We start from the raw sequence: 19970 nt of genomic DNA on the forward strand, positions 1-19970 counted from the left end.
CGCGGGTTCTCCTCAGCGAGCCTTTTCAGCCGCGAGTTCCTCGAGGTCGATGTAGCGGTTGCCGATGCGCGGATGCAGGCGACCACCATCGGCGGCGCCCAGCACCACCACGATCTCGTCGGCGCGCGGCGCGTCTTCGATGCGCATTTCCAGGGTGATGTAGTGGGATCTCAGGCCTTCGTCGTCCTTGTGCATCATGGGGATCTGGATGGAGGTGCCCGGAGCGCCGCGCTTGTTGGTGAAGCTCAGGTAGCTCTTGGCCTTCACCGCCTCGCGGTAGTGGTTGCCGAATCTCAGGGTGTGGATCACCGCCGAGGCGTGTTCGATCTCGCCATCGGCGCCCACCACGGCCGCCTTGCCATAGGCCTCGATACGCTCGGCGCCGCCGATGGCACGGGTCAGGCGCTCGACGATGAAGGCGCCGAGGTCGGAGCAGTGGGCCTTGATCTCCGGTTTCAAGTCTTCGACGAAGCCCTTGCCGGCCCAGGGGTTGCGGATCACCACGGCGACACCGGCCATGGTCACCGGCTTGTCGGTGGCCTTGCCGCCTTCGCTGTGGGTTTCTTCGAGGTAGGTGACGACCTTGCGGATTTCGAAACTCATTGTTGACTCCTGCTATGTCTGCTAAATGATGGTATGCCATGTCATGGGGCGTGCTGCGGGCCAATCGCTTCCGGGTGGCCCAGCGGTCAGGCGAAGGCCGGTGCCACCTGGTCGATGAACAGCTGCAGCGACTTCTTCTTCTCGGCGAAGGGCAGGCTGTTGTCGCACCAGAAGCTGAATTCGTCGACGCCCAATTCCTCGTAGTGACGCAGGCGGGCGATCACTTCCTCAGGGGTGCCGACCATGGTGTTCTTGCGGATATTCTCCAGCTCGAACTCCGGTCGACCGGCGAACTTCTCTTCCGGGCTGGGCGCGAGGAAGCCGTTCACCGGGGTTTCCTTGTTGCCGAACCAGGCATCGAAGGTACGGTAGAAGCGACCGATTGCCTGGGCGCCGATCTTCCAGCCCTCTGGCTCTTCAGCGGCGTGCACATGGGTGTGGCGTAGCACCATCAGCTTGGGGCGGGCGACCCCGGGATTGTTGGCCAGGGCGCTGTCGAACTTGTGCTTGAGGTCGACCACCTCTTCGTCGCCCTTCATCAACGGCGTGACCATCACATTGCAGCCATTGGCCACGGCGAAGTTGTGCGAGTCCGGGTCGCGTGCGGCGATCCAGATCGGCGGGGTGCCGACCGGCTTGGGCACGCTGGTGGAGGTGGGAAACTGCCAGATCTCGCCATCGTGGGCGTAGTCGCCTTCCCAGAGCTTGCGCAGGGCGGGAACCAGTTCGCGCAGGTGCTTGCCGCCGGCGGTGGCGGGCAGGCCGCCGGCCATGCGGTCGAACTCCACTTGATAGGCACCACGGGCCAGGCCCACCTCCATGCGCCCTTCGCTGATCACGTCGAGCAGGGCGCATTCGCCGGCGGCACGCAGGGGATGCCAGAAGGGCGCGATCAGGGTGCCGGCGCCCAGGCGGATGGTCGAGGTGCGGGCGGCGAGGTAGGCCAGGATGGGCATTGGACTGGGGGAGATGGTGTACTCCATGGCGTGGTGCTCGCCGATCCAAACGGTGCAGAAGCCACCCGCTTCGGCCAGCAGCGTCAGCTCGGTGAGTTCCTCGAATAACTGCCGATGGCTGACGCTGTCGTCCCAGCGTTCCATGTGCACGAACAGGGAAAACTTCATAGGTGCCTACCTCTTTGTCTGCCCGCTCGGGCGGGCCCGGCTGGCTCTTGTTTGACGGTACACGGCAGCGCGGCCGCTGGGTGTCAATATTGGTATACCATAATACGTGATATGGCAAGGGGCGTTGCAGGTGAGTGGCGCGAATGGATCTGTGCGAGGCGCGCCCTTTCCCTTTGGGAGAGAGCTGGGGTAAGGGCACCCCTCGCAACGAAGTCTCCAATGGAAGAGGCCACGCCGTTTTCCACGCAACGGATCTGCCTGATCGCGGCCATGGCGGTCCGCCGATGCGACCGCTCTTACCGGGTTGGAGCGCCTTTAATCGAGGCCATGAAGCGTCATTCCCTGTAGGAGCGGCCCATGGCCGCGATTAAAGTGCGTCAGAGGAAATGCCATGGCCGCGATGACGTCGTATCGGCGGTGTCGTTGAGACGGCTTCGGCTGACGCCCAACCGCTAGGCCTTAGCCGAGGAAATGTAGTTGCCCTGCATCGGCGGTGCCGAAATAGAGGTCGTGATGCCCCGTGACCTGCTCCCGGACCCGTCGTTCGAGGATCTGCTGGATCGAGGGGTAGGCCAGCTCCGCCCAGGGCAGTTCCTCCGGCGCGAAGAAGCGCCGCTCCAGCGTCTCGGGACCGGCTTCGGCACTGATCTCGACCAGCTCCGCGCGAAAGATCAGGTAGATCTGGTTGACCCCCGCGGCATTGAAGATGGAGTAGGGCGCCAGGATGCGAGCGGTGACGCCGCTTTCTTCCCAGGTCTCGCGCAAGGCCGCCTGTTCGGCGCTCTCGCCGTTCTCCATGAAGCCCGCTGGCAGGGTCCAGTAGCCACGCCGCGGTTCGATGGCCCGGCGGCAGAGCAGATAGCGCCCCTCGTACTCCACCAGACAACCGGCGATCACCCGCGGATTGTCGTAGAGCACCTGCTGGCAGGCCGCGCACTGCAGTCGTTCGTGACTGTCGCCCGGAGGCCGACGGCGGACCAGTTCGGTGCTGCCGCACTGGCAACAGAAACGTGGAGAAAGGCTCATGCTGACCTCGGACTGGCCACTGCGCTGCTTGTTCTGGTCTTACGGTATACCAGATCACGGCGGAGGCCTAGCCGGGACGCGGGAGGTCAGCCCGGGGGCGATGCCCCAGCTCGGTGGCGATGCGCGCGGCGGCCTCGGCCAGCATGGCGCCGACCCATTCCCGCGTCGCGGGGGCGTCCATCACGGCATCGGGGCCGGAGACGTTGAGGGCCGCCACCAACTTGTCGCGATGATCGCGGATGCCGGTGGCGATGGCGGTGGAGTAGTCGGAGCGGTGCAGCACCCAACCCAGGCGGCGGTCTTCCTCGGCAAGGCGCAGCAATTCCGGCAAGGTGCGGGGCGAGGGCGGCGGTTGGTCGTCCAGGCGCTCGTGCTGGTAGAGGGCGCTCAGGGCCTCGTCGTCGAGCCCGCCGAGCAGCACCCGGCCCAGGGCGGTGCGGGTGCAGGGCAACCGGGTGCCCACCGGGACGTTCACCGTCAGTCGCTGGCTGGCCATGGCGCGGTAGAGATAGACCACCTCGGTGCGATCCCGTACGCCGAGGTGGCAGGACAGCGAGGTGACATCGCGCAGCCGCTCCATATGGGGCTGGGCGATGTCCACCAGGTCGCGGCTGGCCAGGTAGGCGAAGCCCTGGCTGACGACCTTGATGCCCAGGCCGTATTCGGTCTTGGACTGGCGCTCCAGATAGCCTAGTTCGGTGAGGGTCATGACGATGCGATAGACCGACGAGGTCGAGCCGCCGAGTCCGTCGGCGATCTCCTGCAGGCTCAGCAGGCGTCGCTCTGGACCGAACAGCTCCAGTACCCGCAGACCGCGCAGCAGGGCGGGCACCCGGTAGTCGCTGTCGCTATCGAGCGACGCCGTATCGACTAGGGTCATGGGACGCCAGCCTCCAGGAGCACCGCGACGCCCAGGGGACCGCCGTCGAACTCCTCCAGCGCATCCAGCAGCACGTGCCAGAGGTAATGGGCACTGGCGCGGTCGCAGAGCAGATGGAAATGCGGCAGTGCGCCGTTGCCGGCATTGAGCAGGATGGCGTTGAGCCGCGCCACCGAGGTCTGCACCACATCGCCCACCGCGAAGGGTTTGCCGAGGTCCACGCCGCACAGCTTGGCCAGCAGCGCCGGCAGTTGGGCGCCGGTGAGGATCAGCCAGGCGTGGGAGTCCTGGCGTGGCAACGGGTAGCAGCCGGGGCCGAGGTCTCCCCCGGCCGCTTCCAGGGCGGCGACCCGGGCACCGCCATCGGCCAGGGCACCGAGCAGCAGGTACTCGCTTTGCGACAGCCGCAGCACCCATTCCCCGGTGGCCTGGCGTAGCGCCTGGTTGGGGCGTTCCGGCAGCACATAGCCCTGGCCCTGCAGGTAGCCGGCGGCGGCCGGGCCGCGCAGGCCGAAGCGCGGCAGGTTGCACAGATCGGCCAGGCCACCGCGGTGCAGCAGTGCCGCTTCATCCCCGGCGCCAAGGCGTTCGGTGAAGATACGCCCTTGATGCTGCAGTACGGGGGCCTCGAGCTGGAGCTCCGCCAGGGGACTGCGTTCGTCGAATTCCATGGGATTCAGCTTCATGCTCATACCTCCTGGCGCTGGGCTTGGGGATCGTAGAAGGGCAGTCGCACCACCGTGGCCTGGACGACCTCGCCGCCCTCGACGCGGATGGGGATGGTCGTGCCGGGCTCGGCCTGGTCGGCGCCGGCATAGGCCAGGCCGACGATGCAGCCAAGGGTGGGGGAGAGCTCGCAAGAGGTGACGTTGCCGGCGATGTCTTCGCCGCGCAGCACCAGGTGACCTTCCAGCGGCTGGCTGGCGGTCGCCGGCAGGGTGAAGCCCACCAGCTTGCGGCGTAGTGGTTGGCTTTCGAGGATCTCGATGGACTTCTGGCCGACGAAGAACGGCTTCTGGCGGCCGATGGCCCAGCCCATGTCGATCTCGGCGGGATGGGTCATGCCATCGGTGTCCTGGCCGATGATCACGTGGCCCTTCTCCAGCCGCAGCAGGCGCTGGGCCTCGACGCCGAAGGGGCGGATACCGGCGCTGGCACCGGCCTCCATGAGCGCATCCCAGAGCCGCTCGCCGAAGCGCGCCGGTACATGGATCTCATAGCCCAGCTCACCGACGAAGCCGACCCGTAACAGCCGCGCGGGAATCCCGGCGACGCTGCCCTCGCGCACGGCGAGATAGGGGAAGGCGGCCGCCGACAGATCCAGGTCCGGACATAGCGGTTGCAGGACCTCCCGCGAGCGGGGGCCAGCGAGGTTGACGGCGGCGAAGGCAGCGCTGACGTTGGCGATGTCCACATCCAGGCGCCACTGGGCATTCCACTTGAGCAGGCTGCGATAGACGCGATCGACACCACTGGTGGTGGCCGAGACGTAGAAGTGCTGCTCGCCCAGGCGCGCGGCCACGCCGTCGTCGATCACCACGCCGTCCTCGGCGGTCATCAGCGCATAGCGGGTGCGCCCCACGGGCAGTTTGCGAAAGCCGAAGGTGTAGACCCGCTCCAACAGCTCGGCGGCATCGGGACCGCGCACGTCGAGACCGCCGAGGGTGGAGACGTCGATCAGCCCCACGCCTTCGCGGACCTGGCGGACCTCGGCCTGGATGCAGCCCTGGCGCTCGCCGGCCGGACCATAGAAGGCCGGCCGTTGCCAGGCACCTGCCGGCATCAGGCTGGCGCCCAGTTCCAGGTGGCGGCGGTGCATGGCCGTGCGCCGATAGGGATCGAAGGCGCGACCGGCGACGTGGGCCAGCTTTTCCGCGGTGAAGGGTGGGCGCGCGGTGGTCACCCCGGTGTCGCTGACGCTGCGCGCCGTGGCGGCGGCCACCAGGCGCGCGGTCGGCAGCGCCGAATGGCGACCCTGGGACGGGCCCATGCCGACGGTGGAAAAGCGCTTGACCAATTGGATGTCGCGATAGCCGTGGCGGGTGGCGTTGACGATGTCGGCGATCTGCAGGTCTTCGTCGAAGTCGACGAATTCCTTGCCCTGGGGGTGGGCGAACATCGGCCAGGGGAAGTTGACCTGGTGGTCGTCGGCCTGGGGCTGCTCGGTGGCGAGCGGGGCAAGGTCCAGTTCGGCGAGGGCCTTGGCCGCGGCGGCGCGACCGTCGGCCAGCACTCGTTCCAGCGCATGGCGGCCATTGACCGAGCCGGCCAGGTGCAGGCCGCGCGGCAGGTTGCCGAGGCTGAAGGCGGCCTGGTCGTCGACGTAGCCCAGGGTGCCGCCGGCCTGGCAGGCCAGCTGATAGACCGGCATGTAGCCGGCGGACATGCACAGCAGGTCGCAGTCCAGGGTCAGGCCCGCGGAGTCGACCTGGCCCTGGCCGAGGATGGGCCGGACGTCGACCCGCGCCAGGTGGCGGCCATCGGCATCGGCGTGGGCCTCGTACACCGTATGGCTCCGGTGCACCGGGATGCCACGCTCGGTCACCGCCTGCAGCAGCAGTTCATCCCGTGGCGCCGCGCGCAGATCGATCAGTGCGGCGACGGCGACGCCCTGCTCCTGCAGGTCGAGGGCGGCGAGATAGCCATCGTCGTTGCCGGCCAGGACCACGGCGCGTCGGCCCGGCCGCACGCCGTATAGACGCATCAGGCGCTGGGCGGCGCTGGTCAGCAGGATGCCGGGCAGGTCGTTGTTACGGAAGACCACCGGCTGGTCGAAGGCACCACTGGCGAGGATGGTCTGCCGCGCCCTGACCTTGAACATCCGGTTGCCCTGGATGACCGGCAGGTAGTGGTCGGCGAACCAGCCGTTGCACACGGCGGCGTCCAGTACCCGGATGCGCGACTCGGCGCGCACGGCCGTCACCAGCTCCTCGCGCAGCCCTTCGCCCTGGCCGGCGTCGAGGCCGAAGCGGCCCCAGGCCAGGGCGCCGCCGAGCAAGGGTTGTTGTTCGATGAGCAGCACCTCGGCACCGCCCTTGGCGACCGCCAGCGCTGCGCTGAGGCCCGCGGGACCGGCACCGATCACCGCCACGTCGCAGAACAGATAGGCCTTGTCGTGGTAGGTGGGTGTGAAACTCAGGTCGAGCACACCGAGGCCGGCCTTCTTGCGGATCAGCGGTTCCCAGCGCTTCCACATGCCCTTGGGCTTGTAGAAGGCGCGGTAGTAGAAGCCCACCGGCATGAACTTGGAGAACTTGCCGAGCAGGGCATCGCGGTCGCGCTCGAGGCTGCCGCTGACGTTCTGCGCGGTGGCGGCCAGGCCTTCGCGCAGCGGCACCTCGTCCGCCAGCACATTGGGCTCGTCGGGCAGTTGCACCAGGGTGTTGGCGTCCTGGCCGGCCAGGGTCAGCGGGCCGCGGGGGCGGTGGTACTTGAAGGAGCGCGACAGCAACCAGCGACCCTCGCCGAGCAGGGCGCTGGCCAGGGTATCGCCGGCAAACCCCTGGTGGGTCTGGCCTTCGAAGCTGAAGCCGAGCGGCCGGTTGCGGTCGATGAGCAGCCCCATGGGGGCGGGCAGGCGGGTCATGGGCGGACCTCCGAAACGGTGAAGTCGACCCGCTGGGAGAACAGCTCGCGGGGATCGAAGGTGCGCAGTACCTCGTCGGTGCCGGTGTGGCGCTCGGCCAGGAACCAGTAGCTGGAGGCGTTGTGCAGCCACCACTCGGTGACCACGCCACAGCGGTTCTCGCAATTGAACACGTAGTCGGCCCACTCGGCGGTGCTGCAGGCCTTGGGATCGGGCATGGCCTTGAGTTCGCCGCCATAGGTGAATTCGCTGATGTTGCGCGGCCCGTTGAGCGGGCAGGTGAGGATTTTCATGACTGCTCCTTTAGGTTCTGTACGAAAACTGCCTGCGCATCGGTGATGCTTCGTTGGAAAACGCCTCGCCTGACCTTCGCTCGGCGACTTTTCGTACAGAACTAATGACTGGCCGCGGTGGCGCCCATCTCGTTGACCTGCTGGAACCGGCTGAATCTATCCAGGCCGAAGGGGGCGATGAGCTCGGGCACCCGTCCGCCACTGGCCACCAGTTCGGCCATGGTCTTGCCGCAGATCGGCGTAGCCTTGAAGCCCCAGGTGCCCCAGCCGGCGTCCAGGTAGTAGCCGTCGATGGGCGACAGGCCCATCAGCGGGCTGTAGTCCGGGGTCATGTCGGTCATCCCGGCCCATTGGCGCATCAGCTTGGCGTTGGCCATGAAGGGGAACATCTCGATGGCGTGAGCCAGCAGGCTTTCCTTGAGGTCCAGGGTCGAGCGGGTGTGGTACAGCGGATAGGGATCGGAACCGCCGCCGAAGACGATCTCGCCACGGCTGGTCTGCTGCACGTAGCAGTGCAGGGCGCTGGAACTCACCAGCGGATCGAGGAAGGGCTTGAACGGCTGGGTGACCATGGCCTGCAGCGGATAGGTGTGCAGCGGGGCGCGGATGCCCAGCTTGTTCATCAGCAGCGAGCTGGTGCCGGCCACCGCCTGCACCGCGCAGCCGCAGCGCACCGTGCCGCGATTGGTCTTGATGGCGGCGATCCGGCCATTCTCCACCACGAAGTCCTGCACCTCGGTCAACTGGTGGATCTCCACCCCGCGCTTGGCCGCCTGCTTGGCGTAGCCCCAGGCCACGGCGTCGTGGCGGGCGGTCCCCCCATCGATATGCCAGAGCCCCGCGAGCACCGGCAGGTGGCCGGGATCGAGGTTGAGGCAGGGCACCAGTTCACGGATCTGCTGGCGGTCGATGAGCTCGGTGCGCCCGCCGAAGTGCTTGTTGACCTCGGCGCGCTGGCGGAAGGCGCGCACCGTGGCGTCGGTGTGCGCCAGGGTCAGCTGGCCGCGCTCGGAATACATGATGTTGAAGTCGAATTCGTTGGACAGCTCCTTGAACAGCCGCACCGACTCGATATAGAACTTCACCCCCTCGCTGGTGAGGTAGTTGGAGCGGATCACCGCGGTGTTGCGCGCGGTGTTACCGCCGCCCAGGTAAGCCTTCTCCAGCACCGCGACATTGGTGATGCCGTGGTACTTCGCCAGGTAGTAGGCGGTGGCCAGGCCATGGCCGCCGCCACCGATGATGACCACGTCGTAGCTTGGCTTGAGCTCCCTGGGCGGCGGCAGGTCGACCTCCACTGGGTACTCGGCGGACAGGCCGTATTTCAACAGGCTGAAAGGCATGGTGGGCTCCCGGTCAGGTCGCGACGGCGTAGGGATGCTGGCGCTGGGTGGCGCTCAGGGTGTTGTGCAGGAGCAGGGCGATGGTCATGGGCCCGACCCCGCCCGGTACCGGCGTGAGGGCCCCGGCGATATCCGCCACCGCCGGGGCGACATCACCCACCAGCCGGGCGCCACCTTCGTGCTCGACGCGATTGATGCCGACGTCGATGACCACCGCACCGGGCTTGACCCAGTCCGCGGTGATCAGGCCGGGTTGGCCGGCCGCCGCCACCAGGATGTCGGCCTGGCGGCAGAGCGCGGCGGCGTCGCGGCTGCGCGAATGGACCAGGGTCACGGTGCAGTGCGCCTGCAACAGCAGGGCGGCCATGGGCTTGCCGACGATATTGGAGCGCCCGACCACCACCGCATGGCGTCCGCTGAGGTCGCCCAGGTGGTCCTGCAGCAATTGCAGGCAGCCGGCCGGAGTACAGGGCACCAGGCCCGGTTGCCCGAGGGCCAGGGCGCCGACGTTCTCGCGGTGGAAGCCGTCGACGTCCTTGTCCGGCCGGATGGCCTGGATCACCGCCACTTCGTCGATCTGCGGCGGTAGCGGCAGTTGCACCAGGATGCCGTGCACCTCGGGGTCGGCATTGAGCGTGGCGATCAGCCCGAGCAGCTCGGTCTGTTCCAGGTCCGCCGGCAATTCATGGCTGAGCGAGCGAATGCCCACCTCGGCGGCGCGGCGGATCTTGTTGCGCACGTACACCTGGCTGGCCGGATCGGTGCCCACCAGGATGACCGCCAGGGCGGGCTGGATACCTCGCTCGCGCACCTCGGCCACGTCCTGGGCGACCCGCTGCAACAGGCGAGCGGCGGCGGCCTTGCCGTCGATGAGCAGGGCGCTCATCGAAACACCACCACGCGATTGCCGTTGAGGAACAGTCGCCGCTCGATGTGGTACTTCACCGCCTTGTACAGGGCGACCGTCTCGGTATCCCGGCCGATGGCGACCAGGTCCTCGGGACGATAGCCGTGGTCGACGCGTTGCACTTCCTGCTCGATGATCGGGCCCTCGTCGAGGTCCGAGGTCACGTAGTGGGCGGTGGCACCGATCAGCTTGACGCCGCGCTCGAAAGCCTGGTGGTAGGGCTTGGCACCCTTGAAGCCGGGCAGGAAGGAATGGTGGATGTTGATGGCGCGGCCGGCCAGCTCCTTGCATAGCTCGTCCGAGAGGATCTGCATGTAGCGCGCCAGCACCACCAGTTCGGTCCCGGTTTCCTCCACCAGGCGCAGCAGTTCGACTTCCTGCTGGCGCTTGCTGTCCTTGGTCACCGGCAGGTAGACGAAGCGGATGCCTTCCCGTTCGGCCATGGGCCGCAGATCCAGGTGATTGGAGACGATGGCGGTGATCTCCATCGGCAACTCGCCCTTCTGGTGGCGGTAGAGCAGGTCGGCGAGGCAGTGATCGAACTTGCTCACCATCAGCAGCACCCGGGTGGGGCGGGCGGTACTGTACAGCTCCCACTGCATGGCGAAGTCATCCGCCACTGTGCCGAAGCCATCGCGCAGCGCCTCTATGCCGGTGCTGGCGTCGGGATTGAAGCGAAACACCGTGCGCATGAAGAAGCGCTCGGTGAAATCGTCGTCGAACTGCGCCATCTCGGCGATATAGCAGTCGTTGCGGGCGAGATAGGTGCTGACGGCGGCCACGATGCCCGAGGTGGCCGGGCAACTGACGTTGAGGATGTAGGTGGGCAAGGTTTCCATGTTCGCGTCCGGATTTCACCAGTGGAGGAAGATTTCGCTGCGACGGTATTTCCTGTTGGGAATATAAAATTCACGGAAGCTTTTATAGGGCAAGCGCAAGCCCTCGTCCAGAGTCGAGTAATAAAAAATTCCTGTCAGTTATGGTATTGCGTTTTACCGGTGAAATTCGCTTTCACCGGTGCGGTAGGTGCGGCTCAGTCGTCCTTGAAGGTCATGATCGACAGCAACTTGATCGGCACCTGGTTCAAGCGCTCCGGCCCGTGGGGAATGTCACTGTCGAAGGTAAGGCTGTCGCCTGGTCCCAGCTCATAGAGGTGGTTGCCGTGGCGATAGACCAGGCTGCCTTCGAGCAGATGAATGAACTCGGTGCCGGGATGGGAAAAGGTAGGAAATTCCTCGCTGGCATCGTCCATGGAGACCAGATAGGCCTCCAGGCTCTTCTTCGGCCCACGGGAATGATTGAGCAGATGATAGGTGTGCCCCTTGTCGGTTCCCCGGCGTACCACCTCCAGGCCTTCACCCGCCTTGACCAGCAGGGCATCGCGCTCCTGCTGGTCGTACTGGCTGAATAGCCGCGACAGCGGCAGCCCCAAGGTATCGCACAGTCGGCCGAGGGTTTCCAGGCTGGTGGAGACCTGGGCGTTCTCGATCTTGCTCAGCATGCCCTGGCTTATACCGGCCATGCGCGCCACGTCAGCGGTTTTCAGCCCCTGGTCCTGGCGCTGGCGACGAATCTGGATACCTATGTACTGCTCGATCTTCAGGCGTGGCTCACGACTCGGGGATTCTTGCATCATTTTAGTTTTGAGAATAAAAAATTCGCACCAGTAAAGTGCAGAGAAAGGATAGGACGCTTGGAGCGCCCCGTGATGCTCTCCATCATGCCGGAAAACTCTGCGAGCGGATGTAGCCGCGATTTTCCTTTGGGCACGGCTTCTTAGCACGACTCCGTAATTTTTTTGGCATACCAACAGGCAAGATCGCTTCGACTTGGCAAATTCCTTGCTTTCCTGTCGAGAAGAATAAATTCCCAATGGGAATAAAGTCGATCTCGACCAAGGAGCCCGTCATGTTGCCCAGCGAAACCCAGCATCTCATCGACCAGCACGGTATCCGCTACGTCCTGGCCCAGTTCGTCGACATCCATGGTTCCGCCAAGACCAAATCCGTGCCGGTGGCTGGCCTCGCGGCCGTGGCGGAAGAGGGCGCGGGCTTCGCCGGCTTCGCCATCTGCGGCATGGGCATGGAACCCCATGGCCCGGACTTCATGGCCCGCGGCGATCTCGCCACCCTGATCCCGGTGCCCTGGCAGCCCGGTTATGGCCGGGTGGTCTGCATCGGCCACGTCAACGGCAAGCCCCATCCCTACGACAGTCGCTACGTGCTGCAGCGCCAGGTGCGGCGGCTGAGCGACCGGGGCTGGAGCCTGAACACGGGGCTGGAACCCGAGTTCTTCCTCATGCGTCGCGACGAGGCCGGCAAGCTGGCCCTGGTGGACGGCAGCGACACCCTGGACAAGCCCTGCTACGACTATAAAGGCCTGTCGCGCTCGCGGCTGTTCCTGGAAAAGCTCACCGAAGCGCTGCAGCCGGTGGGCTTCGACATCTACCAGATCGACCACGAAGACGCCAACGGCCAGTTCGAGATCAACTACACCTACAGCGAGGCCATGGAGTCGGCGGATCGCTTCACCTTCTTCCGCATGGCCGCCGGCGAGATCGCCAACGAACTGGGCATGATCTGCTCCTTCATGCCCAAGCCCGATCCCAAGCGCGCCGGCAACGGCATGCATTTCCACCTGTCGCTGGCCAGCGCTACCAGCCGCAATCTCTTCCATGACGACAGCGACCCGCACGGCATGGGCCTGTCGCGGCTGGCCTACCACTTCCTCGGTGGCCTGCTGGGCCACGGTCCGGCGCTCTGTGCCTTCGCCGCGCCCACGGTTAACTCCTACAAGCGTCTGGTGGTGGGGCGTTCGCTGTCCGGTGCCACCTGGGCACCAGCCTTCATCGCCTACGGTGCCAACAACCGCTCGGCCATGGTCCGGGTGCCCTATGGCCGCCTTGAATTCCGCCTGCCCGATGCCGGCTGCAATCCCTACCTGGTCACCGCCGCCATCATCGCCGCCGGGCTCGACGGCATCGAGCGCGAGCTGGACCCAGGCGTGCCCTGCAACGAGAACCTCTACAGCCTCAGCCTCGAAGCCATCGCCGCGCGGGGCATCGATACCCTGCCGCAGAGCCTCAAGGAGGCCTGCGACGCCCTGGATGCCGACCCGCTGTTCCGCGAGATGCTCGGCCCGGAGATCGTCGACGAATTCATCAAGTTGAAGCGCATGGAATGGGTGGAATACAGCCGCCACGTCTCCGACTGGGAGATCCAGCGCTACACCGAATTCTTCTGATCGCGCCCCCTTTATCGATCGTTCTTCGGGCGCCCTGGCGCGCCCTCTGCCTGCGAAGGAGTGTCACCCTATGTGTGGAATCGTTGGACTCTATCTGAAGAACCCGGCGCTGGAAGCCCAGCTCGGCAGCCTCTTCGAGCCCATGCTCGAAGCCATGACCGACCGCGGCCCGGACAGCGCCGGCTTCGCCATCTACGGTGACGAGGTGGCCGAGGGTTGGGTCAAGCTGACCCTGCAGGCCACCTCCGAGGGCTATGACTTCGCCGCCCTGGTCGCCGCGCTGCAGCAGCGCCTTGGCGCCGAGCTGGACTGGTTCCAGAACGCCAGCGCCATGGTGCTCAAGATCCAGGCGGCGGAAGCCGAGGTGCGCGCCGCGCTGGCCGAGTTGGCCCCGACGGTGCGCATCATGAGCGCCGGGCGCAGCATCGAGATCCTCAAGGGCATGGGCCTGCCCCAGGAGATCGCCAGCCGTTTCGGCCTGGCCGGCATGCAGGGCAGCCACATCATCGGCCATACCCGCATGGCCACCGAGAGCGCCGTGACCATGGAAGGCAGCCACCCGTTCTCCACCGGCGCCGACCTCTGCCTGGTGCACAACGGTTCGCTCTCCAACCATTCGCGGCTACGCCAGAACCTGCGCCGGGAAGGCATCACCTTCGAGACCGAGAACGACACCGAGGTCGCCGCCGGCTACCTGACCTGGCGGCTGCGCCAGGGCGACAGCCTCAAGGAGGCACTGGATCGCTCGCTGGAAGACCTGGATGGCTTCTTCACCTTCGCCATCGGTACCCGCAACGGCTTCGCGGTGATCCGCGACCCCATCGCCTGCAAGCCGGCGATCCTCGCCGAAACCGACGACTACGTGGCCATGGCCTCCGAATACCAGGCGTTGTCGAGCCTGCCCGGCATCGAGCGGGCCAAGGTCTGGGAGCCGGCACCGGCCACCCTGTACGTCTGGGAACGCGAGTCGGCCTGAGGAGCACCGAGCATGAAAACCTTCGATCTCACCCAAGCCGCCGTGCGTGACCTCAACCAGGCGCTGCACGACGCCACCCAGACCGCCGCCGAGCGCGAGTGGGTGGTCTCCCATCCCAATGGCGCCCACAACCTCGCCGTGGGCGTGAACGCTGCCGTCTCCGTGGATATCCACGGCCACGCCGGCTACTACTGCGCGGGCATGAACCAGTACGCCGCCATCACCGTGCATGGCAACGTCGGCGTCGGCTGCGCCGAGAACATGATGTCCGGCTCGGTACGGGTCAAGGGTAGCGCCTCCCAGGCCGCCGGCGCCACCGCCCATGGCGGCCTGCTGGTCATCGAGGGCGACGCCGGGGCGCGCTGCGGCATCTCCATGAAGGGCGTCGACATCGTCGTCGGCGGCAGCATCGGCCACATGAGCTGCTTCATGGGTCAGGCCGGGCGCCTGGTGGTCTGCGGCGACGCTGGCGAGGCCCTGGGCGACTCGCTGTACGAGACGCGCATCTACGTGAAGGGCAGCGTCGCCTCCCTGGGCTCGGACTGCATCGAGAAGGAGATGCGCGCCGAACACCTGGCCGAGTTGCAGGAGTTGCTCGACACCGCCGGCTTCGCCGAGCGGGCCGCCGACTTCAAGCGCTACGGCTCCGCCCGCCAGCTCTACAACTTCAAGGTCGACAACGCCTCGGCCTATTGATCGCGCAGGAGAATCGCCATGACTGACCAGAACACCCCCGTGCTGCGCGAATCGGCTACCTTCGATCGCCTCACCATCCAGGAAATCCAGCGCGCTGCCGAGACCGGCATCTACGACATCCGCGGCGGTGGCACCAAGCGCAAGTTGCCGCACTTCGACGACCTGCTGCTGCTGGGCGCCAGCGTCTCCCGCTACCCGCTGGAGGGTTACCGGGAGAAGTGCGGCACCGACGTGCTGCTCGGTACCCGCTTCGCCAAGAAGCCGATCCACTTGAAGATCCCGGTGACCATCGCCGGCATGAGCTTCGGCGCGCTCTCGGCCAACGCCAAGGAGGCCCTGGGCCGCGGTGCCAGCATCGCCGGCACCAGCACCACCACCGGCGACGGCGGCATGACCCCGGAAGAGCGCGGCCAGTCCCAGCACCTGGTCTACCAGTACCTGCCGTCGCGCTACGGCATGAACCCCGATGACCTGCGCAAGGCCGATGCCATCGAGATCGTGCTGGGGCAGGGCGCGAAGCCCGGCGGCGGTGGCATGCTGCTGGGCATGAAGGTCACCGAGCGGGTGGCCGGGATGCGCACCCTGCCCATCGGCGTCGACCAGCGCAGCGCCTGCCGCCATCCCGACTGGACCGGCCCGGACGACCTGGCGATCAAGATCGCCGAGCTGCGCGAGATCACCGACTGGGAGAAGCCCATCTACGTCAAGATCGGCGCCAGCCGGCCCTATTACGATGTCAAGCTGGCAGTCAAGGCCGGCGCCGACGTGGTGGTGCTCGACGGCATGCAGGGCGGTACCGCGGCGACCCAGGAGGTGTTCATCGAGCACGTCGGCATTCCCATCCTGCCGGCCATTCCCCAGGCGGTGCAGGCGCTGCAGGAGATGGGCATGCACCGCAAGGTGCAACTGATCGTCTCCGGCGGCATCCGCAATGGCGCCGACGTGGCCAAGGCCATGGCCCTGGGTGCCGATGCCGTGGCCATCGGCACCGCTGCCCTGATCGCCCTGGGCGACAACCACCCGCGGCTGGACGCCGAGCTGCGCAAGCTCGGCTCCGCCGCTGGCTACTACGACGACTGGCAGAACGGCCGCGACCCGGCCGGCATCACCACCCAGGACCCGGAACTGGCCAAGCGGCTGGACCCGGTGGAAGGCGGGCGACGGCTGGCCAACTACCTGCGCGTGCTGGTGCTGGAAGCCCAGACCATGGCACGCGCCTGTGGCAAGTCGCACCTGCACAACCTCGACCCGGAAGACCTAGTGGCCCTGACCATCGAAGCCGCGGCCATGGCACGGGTGCCGCTGGCGGGTACCAGTTGGGTACCGGGGCAGACGGGGTTCTAGTGGCGTGGTCGTTGCTTCATTAAGCGCAGTCATGGCGATTCGCCGTTGCGGCCACGCCTAACATCTAATCGCGGCCATGGGCCGCTCCTACGAAAGCCGGACCTGTAGGAGCGGCCGCATCGGCGGACCGCCATGGCCGCGATAGCGCGATACACCACGCCTCGCTTCGGCAGGCAGCAACACAAGACGTTCCCTTTCATCCCTCAGCGAAGGAAGCTCGACATGATCGGTAAAGGCAAGGCGGTTGCGGTTCTGGTGGCAGCCCTCGGGGTGCCCGGTATGGCCCTGGCCCAGGAAGCCAAGCTCGATAGCGGCGACACGGCCTGGATGATGATCTCCAGCGTGCTGGTGCTGATGATGCTGGTTCCCGGCCTGGCACTCTTCTATGGCGGCCTGGTGCGGTCGAAGAACCTGCTCTCCATCTTCACCCAAAGCTTCACCGTGGCCGGGGTGATCGGTGTGCTCTGGGTGGTCTATGGCTACAGTCTGTTCGCCGACACCACCGGCATGGTGGCCGGGGAGTTCAATCTCCATAGCCTGATCGGTGGCTTCAAGCACTGGATGCTGCTCGACGTGGTGCGCGACAGCCTGGTGGGTACCATTCCGGAAAGTGTCTTCGCCACCTTCCAGATGACCTTCGCGCTGATCACCCCGATGATCATCGCCGGCTCCTTCGCCGAGCGCATGAAGTTCAGCGCCGCCGTGCTCTTCTGCGCGCTCTGGTTCACCTTCTGCTACCTGCCCCTTGCGCACATGGCCTGGAGCGGGCCGGGTGGCCTGCTCTATGACTGGGGCATCCTCGAATTCGCCGGCGGTACCGTGGTGCACATCAACTCCGGCGTCGCCGGGCTGGTAGCCTGCGTGATGCTTGGCCGCCGCCAGGGCTACAGCCTCCAGCCCATGCCGCCGCACAACCTGGGCTTCGCACTCACGGGCGCGGCCTTGCTCTGGGTCGGCTGGTTCGGCTTCAACGTCGGTTCGGCGGTAGCGGCCAGTGCCAGCGCCGGCATGGCCATGCTCACCACCCAGGTCGCCGCCTGCGCCGGTATCCTCGGCTGGCTCGCGGTGGAATGGCTGCGCACCGGCAAGGCCAGCGCCCTTGGCGTCGCCTCCGGCGCCCTGGCCGGCTTGATCGCCATCACCCCTGCCTGCGGTTTCGTCGGTCCGGCCGGCGCCCTGGCCATGGGGTTGCTGACCGGTGCCATCTGCTACGCGGCAGTGGTCTATCTCAAGCGCACCTTCGGTTACGACGACGCCCTGGACGCCTTCGGTCTGCACGGGATCGGCGGCATCGTTGGCTCGCTGCTCACGGGCGTCTTCGCCAGCAGAAGCCTGGGCGGCTACCAGGACATCGCCATCGCCAGCCAGGTCATGATCCAGCTCAAGAGCGTCCTCTTCACCGTGGTCTTCTGCGGGGCCATGACCTTCGTACTGCTCTGCGTCACCCGAGTGCTGACCCGCGGCCTGCGCGTTTGCGAGCAGACCGAAGCCCAGGGCCTGGACCTCTTCCAGCATGGCGAGAAGGCTTACGGCTGAGGCGGCACCGCGCGGCGCGCCAGCCATCGCTGCGTTGGCTAGTTCTGCTCAGCCCTGGGCCCGCGCCTGGTCTTGGGTTGCGCCTGTTTCGACCCGCGTTTGCCCGCGAACATTCGAGCGAAGCGGCCCGGTAGGGGACCAAGCCGCGACACTCAGCCCTGCAGATAGACCACCTGGGTATGGGTGTACTCATAGAGGCCGTGCTTGCCATCGGCGCCGCCGATGCCGGACTTGCGCACCCCGGCGTGGTAGCCCTGCATGGCTTCGAAGTTTTCCCGGTTGATGTAGGTCTCGCCGAAGTCGATCTCGCGCATGGCGTGCATGGCCTTGCTCAGGCTGCGGGTATAGACGGAGGAGGTGAGGCCGTATTCGCAGTCGTTGGCCAGGGCGATGGCCTCATCGAGATCATCCACCACCTGGATCGGCAGCACCGGGCCGAAGATTTCTTCGCGCATGATCGGCATGTCCGCACGACAGTCCGCCAGCACCGTGGGCTGGAAGTGGAAGCCGCGACCCAGGTCGGCGCGGCTACCACCGGTGACCAGGCGGGCGCCCTGGCCGAGGGCGACGTCGACCTTGGCCGCCACCTTGTCCAGGCCGGCGGCGTTGATCAGCGGTCCCATCTCCACGCCGGTGTCGGCCTGGGGGTCGCCATAGCGGGTGGCGGCCATGGCGCGGCCGATGCGCTCGATGAAGTCCTCGGCCACCGCGCGTTCCACATAGACGCGCTCGGCGCAGTTGCACACCTGGCCGGTGTTGATGATGCGCGAGTCACGGATCGCCCGGACCGCCAGGTCCAGATCGGCATCGGCCAGGACGATGGCCGGTGCCTTGCCGCCCAGCTCCAGATTGAGCTTGGTCAGATTCGGTGCGGCAGCGGCCATGATCCGCGAGCCGGTGCCGACGCTGCCGGTAAAGCTGACCATGTCGATGCCGGCATGGGCACTGAGCTGGCCCCCCACGGCGCCGGTACCGCTGACCAGGTTGAAGACCCCGGGCGGCAGGTCGGTCTCGGCCACCAGGCGGGCGAATTCATGGGCATTGATCGGGGTTTCTTCGCTGGGTTTGATCACGATGGTGTTGCCGGTGATCAGCGCCGGTGCCAGCTTGCGGGCGATCAGGAAGAAGGGGAAGTTCCAGGGCAGGATGCCGGCCACCACCCCCAGTGGCTTGCGCAGCAGAAAGATCTGCTCGTCGGGCCGGTCGCTGGTGATGATCTCGCCTTCGATGCGCCGTGCCCACTCGGCCATGTAGTCGAGGTAGTCGGCAGTGAAATTGACCTCCACCTCGGCCAGGCCGTGGATCTTGCCCTGTTCGGCGACCAGGGTCTGGGCCAGCCGCGGCGCCTGCTCGCGCAGCTTGGCGGCAATGCGTCTGAGATAGCCGGCACGCTCGATGGCCGGTTTGCGGGCCCAGGGCTTCTGGGCACGCCGGGCGGCGGCGATGGCCTGGTCGACGTCCTCGCGACTGGACGCCGGTACCCGGGCCAGGGCCGCGCCGGTGGCCGGGTTATGGACGAGAAAGTCCTCGGCGGCCGCCAGGAAGCGGCCATCGATGTAGTTCTGGTAGCGGGGCAGATCGGCCATGGCGGACTCCGGGTCAGTAGGTGCGAGAGGGCGCCTGGGGCGCTTCGAGGGGGCGATAGCGGGCCAGGTTGGCCAGCGCCGCCTGGCGGAACAGGCTGATGTCGATGCCGACGGCGACGAACTGGCAACCCCAGTCGCGATAGCGCCGGGCATCGTCTTCCTGGGGCGCCAGGATCCCGGCCACCTTGCCGGCCGCGCGGGTGGCATCGATGGCGGCGCGGATACGCGCCTGGACCTCGGGGTGGCCCGGATTGCCGGCATGGCCGAGGCCACTGGAGAGGTCGGCCGGGCCGACGAAGACGGCGTCCACGCCCTCCACCGCGGCGATCTCGGCGACGTTATCGCTGCCTAGCCGCGATTCCACCTGGACGATCAGGCACAACTCGGTGTGAGCGTTGTGCAGGTAGTCGGGTACTGCGTCCCAGCGGGTGGCGCGGGCCAGGCCGCCGCCAACGCCGCGGATGCCGTGGGGTGGATAGCGCATGGCGCGCACCAGGGCGCGGGCCTGGTCGGCGGTCTCCACCATGGGCACCATCAGCGTCTGCACGCCGATGTCCAGCAACTGCTTGATCAGCACCGCGTCACCGGTGACGCAGCGCACCACCGGCGCCGTGGAATAGGGCGCCACCGCCTGCAGTTGGGCGAGGATGCTCGGCACCGTGTTGGGGGCGTGCTCGCCGTCGATCAGCAGCCAGTCGTAGCCGGTGCTGGCGGCGATCTCGGCGGCATAGCCGGTGGCGAAGCCGGCCCAGAGGCCGTAGAGGGTGTCGCTGCCCGTGAGGCGGGCCTTGAAGGGATTGCGAGGCAGGTCCATGACGGTCGTCTCC

Annotated in this window: 18 protein-coding genes; 5 read left to right on the forward strand and 13 right to left on the reverse strand. The window is 66.7% G+C overall.

Going from position 1 to position 19970, the window contains the following annotated elements; genetic code table 11:
* Nucleotides 1-12 precede the first annotated feature (12 nt).
* From RND78_RS15365 to RND78_RS15415, 11 genes are all read right to left on the reverse strand, one after another.
* Nucleotides 13-603 (reverse strand): amino acid synthesis family protein, encoded by a 591-nt coding sequence (locus RND78_RS15365; RefSeq protein WP_059229647.1) that lies wholly within the window; start codon nucleotides 601-603, stop codon nucleotides 13-15.
* A gap of 86 nt (nucleotides 604-689) precedes the next feature.
* The gene (locus RND78_RS15370) at nucleotides 690-1727 is read right to left on the reverse strand and encodes an LLM class flavin-dependent oxidoreductase (protein ID WP_312729972.1); all 1038 of its coding nucleotides are present in this window, start codon (nucleotides 1725-1727) and stop codon (nucleotides 690-692) included.
* A 459-nt stretch (nucleotides 1728-2186) separates the two neighbouring features.
* Nucleotides 2187-2753 (reverse strand): NUDIX hydrolase, encoded by a 567-nt coding sequence (locus RND78_RS15375; protein WP_312729974.1) that lies wholly within the window; start codon nucleotides 2751-2753, stop codon nucleotides 2187-2189.
* Between the two features lie 67 nt (nucleotides 2754-2820).
* On the reverse strand, nucleotides 2821-3633 hold the full coding sequence (locus RND78_RS15380) for an IclR family transcriptional regulator (protein ID WP_312729975.1): 813 nt from the start codon (nucleotides 3631-3633) through the stop codon (nucleotides 2821-2823).
* Nucleotides 3630-4319 carry a sarcosine oxidase gene (locus RND78_RS15385; protein ID WP_312729976.1) on the reverse strand — a complete coding sequence of 230 codons (690 nt, stop codon included), beginning with the start codon at nucleotides 4317-4319 and terminating at the stop codon, nucleotides 3630-3632. Before RND78_RS15385 ends, RND78_RS15380 begins: the two co-directional genes overlap by 4 nt.
* Nucleotides 4320-4321: 2 nt before the next feature.
* Nucleotides 4322-7219: an FAD-dependent oxidoreductase gene (locus RND78_RS15390; RefSeq protein WP_312729978.1), complete on the reverse strand. Its 2898-nt coding sequence runs from the start codon at nucleotides 7217-7219 to the stop codon at nucleotides 4322-4324.
* The gene (locus tag RND78_RS15395; RefSeq protein ID WP_312729980.1) at nucleotides 7216-7512 is read right to left on the reverse strand and encodes a sarcosine oxidase subunit delta; all 297 of its coding nucleotides are present in this window, start codon (nucleotides 7510-7512) and stop codon (nucleotides 7216-7218) included. The genes RND78_RS15390 and RND78_RS15395 overlap by 4 nt, the downstream gene beginning before the upstream one ends.
* A gap of 101 nt (nucleotides 7513-7613) precedes the next feature.
* Nucleotides 7614-8855 (reverse strand): FAD-dependent oxidoreductase, encoded by a 1242-nt coding sequence (locus tag RND78_RS15400; RefSeq protein ID WP_312729982.1) that lies wholly within the window; start codon nucleotides 8853-8855, stop codon nucleotides 7614-7616.
* A gap of 13 nt (nucleotides 8856-8868) precedes the next feature.
* Nucleotides 8869-9741 (reverse strand): bifunctional methylenetetrahydrofolate dehydrogenase/methenyltetrahydrofolate cyclohydrolase FolD, encoded by an 873-nt coding sequence (gene folD / locus RND78_RS15405; protein WP_312729984.1) that lies wholly within the window; start codon nucleotides 9739-9741, stop codon nucleotides 8869-8871.
* The gene (gene purU, locus RND78_RS15410) at nucleotides 9738-10601 is read right to left on the reverse strand and encodes a formyltetrahydrofolate deformylase (protein ID WP_312729987.1); all 864 of its coding nucleotides are present in this window, start codon (nucleotides 10599-10601) and stop codon (nucleotides 9738-9740) included. Before purU ends, folD begins: the two co-directional genes overlap by 4 nt.
* A 194-nt stretch (nucleotides 10602-10795) precedes the next feature.
* Nucleotides 10796-11395, reverse strand: a complete 600-nt coding sequence (locus tag RND78_RS15415; RefSeq protein WP_312730214.1) for an XRE family transcriptional regulator — start codon at nucleotides 11393-11395, stop codon at nucleotides 10796-10798.
* A 275-nt stretch (nucleotides 11396-11670) separates the two neighbouring features.
* Between RND78_RS15415 and glnT the strand changes: the two genes are divergently transcribed.
* The 5 genes from glnT (at nucleotide 11671) to RND78_RS15440 (ending at nucleotide 17557) form a co-directional block, all read left to right on the forward strand.
* Nucleotides 11671-13005, forward strand: coding sequence for a type III glutamate--ammonia ligase (glnT, locus tag RND78_RS15420; protein WP_312729988.1), 1335 nt, complete (start codon nucleotides 11671-11673; stop codon nucleotides 13003-13005).
* A gap of 70 nt (nucleotides 13006-13075) precedes the next feature.
* Nucleotides 13076-13981 carry a glutamine amidotransferase family protein gene (locus RND78_RS15425; protein ID WP_312729990.1) on the forward strand — a complete coding sequence of 302 codons (906 nt, stop codon included), beginning with the start codon at nucleotides 13076-13078 and terminating at the stop codon, nucleotides 13979-13981.
* Nucleotides 13982-13993: 12 nt separating this feature from the next.
* Complete coding sequence (locus RND78_RS15430) at nucleotides 13994-14677, forward strand: protein glxC (RefSeq protein WP_312729991.1); 684 nt, start codon at nucleotides 13994-13996, stop codon at nucleotides 14675-14677.
* An 18-nt stretch (nucleotides 14678-14695) separates the two neighbouring features.
* Nucleotides 14696-16021 carry an FMN-binding glutamate synthase family protein gene (locus RND78_RS15435; RefSeq protein WP_312729992.1) on the forward strand — a complete coding sequence of 442 codons (1326 nt, stop codon included), beginning with the start codon at nucleotides 14696-14698 and terminating at the stop codon, nucleotides 16019-16021.
* Between the two features lie 222 nt (nucleotides 16022-16243).
* The gene (locus RND78_RS15440) at nucleotides 16244-17557 is read left to right on the forward strand and encodes an ammonium transporter (protein WP_312729995.1); all 1314 of its coding nucleotides are present in this window, start codon (nucleotides 16244-16246) and stop codon (nucleotides 17555-17557) included.
* A gap of 152 nt (nucleotides 17558-17709) precedes the next feature.
* On the opposite strand, the gene aldA is transcribed toward RND78_RS15440, so the two are convergent.
* A complete protein-coding gene (gene aldA, locus RND78_RS15445) occupies nucleotides 17710-19143 on the reverse strand; it encodes an aldehyde dehydrogenase (RefSeq protein ID WP_312729996.1) in 1434 nt (477 codons plus the stop codon).
* A gap of 13 nt (nucleotides 19144-19156) precedes the next feature.
* A complete protein-coding gene (locus RND78_RS15450) occupies nucleotides 19157-19957 on the reverse strand; it encodes an HpcH/HpaI aldolase/citrate lyase family protein (protein WP_312729997.1) in 801 nt (266 codons plus the stop codon).
* Nucleotides 19958-19970 lie beyond the last annotated feature (13 nt).

This window comes from Pseudomonas oryzihabitans, assembly GCF_032027545.1.
GTDB lineage: Bacteria > Pseudomonadota > Gammaproteobacteria > Pseudomonadales > Pseudomonadaceae > Chryseomonas > Chryseomonas oryzihabitans_F.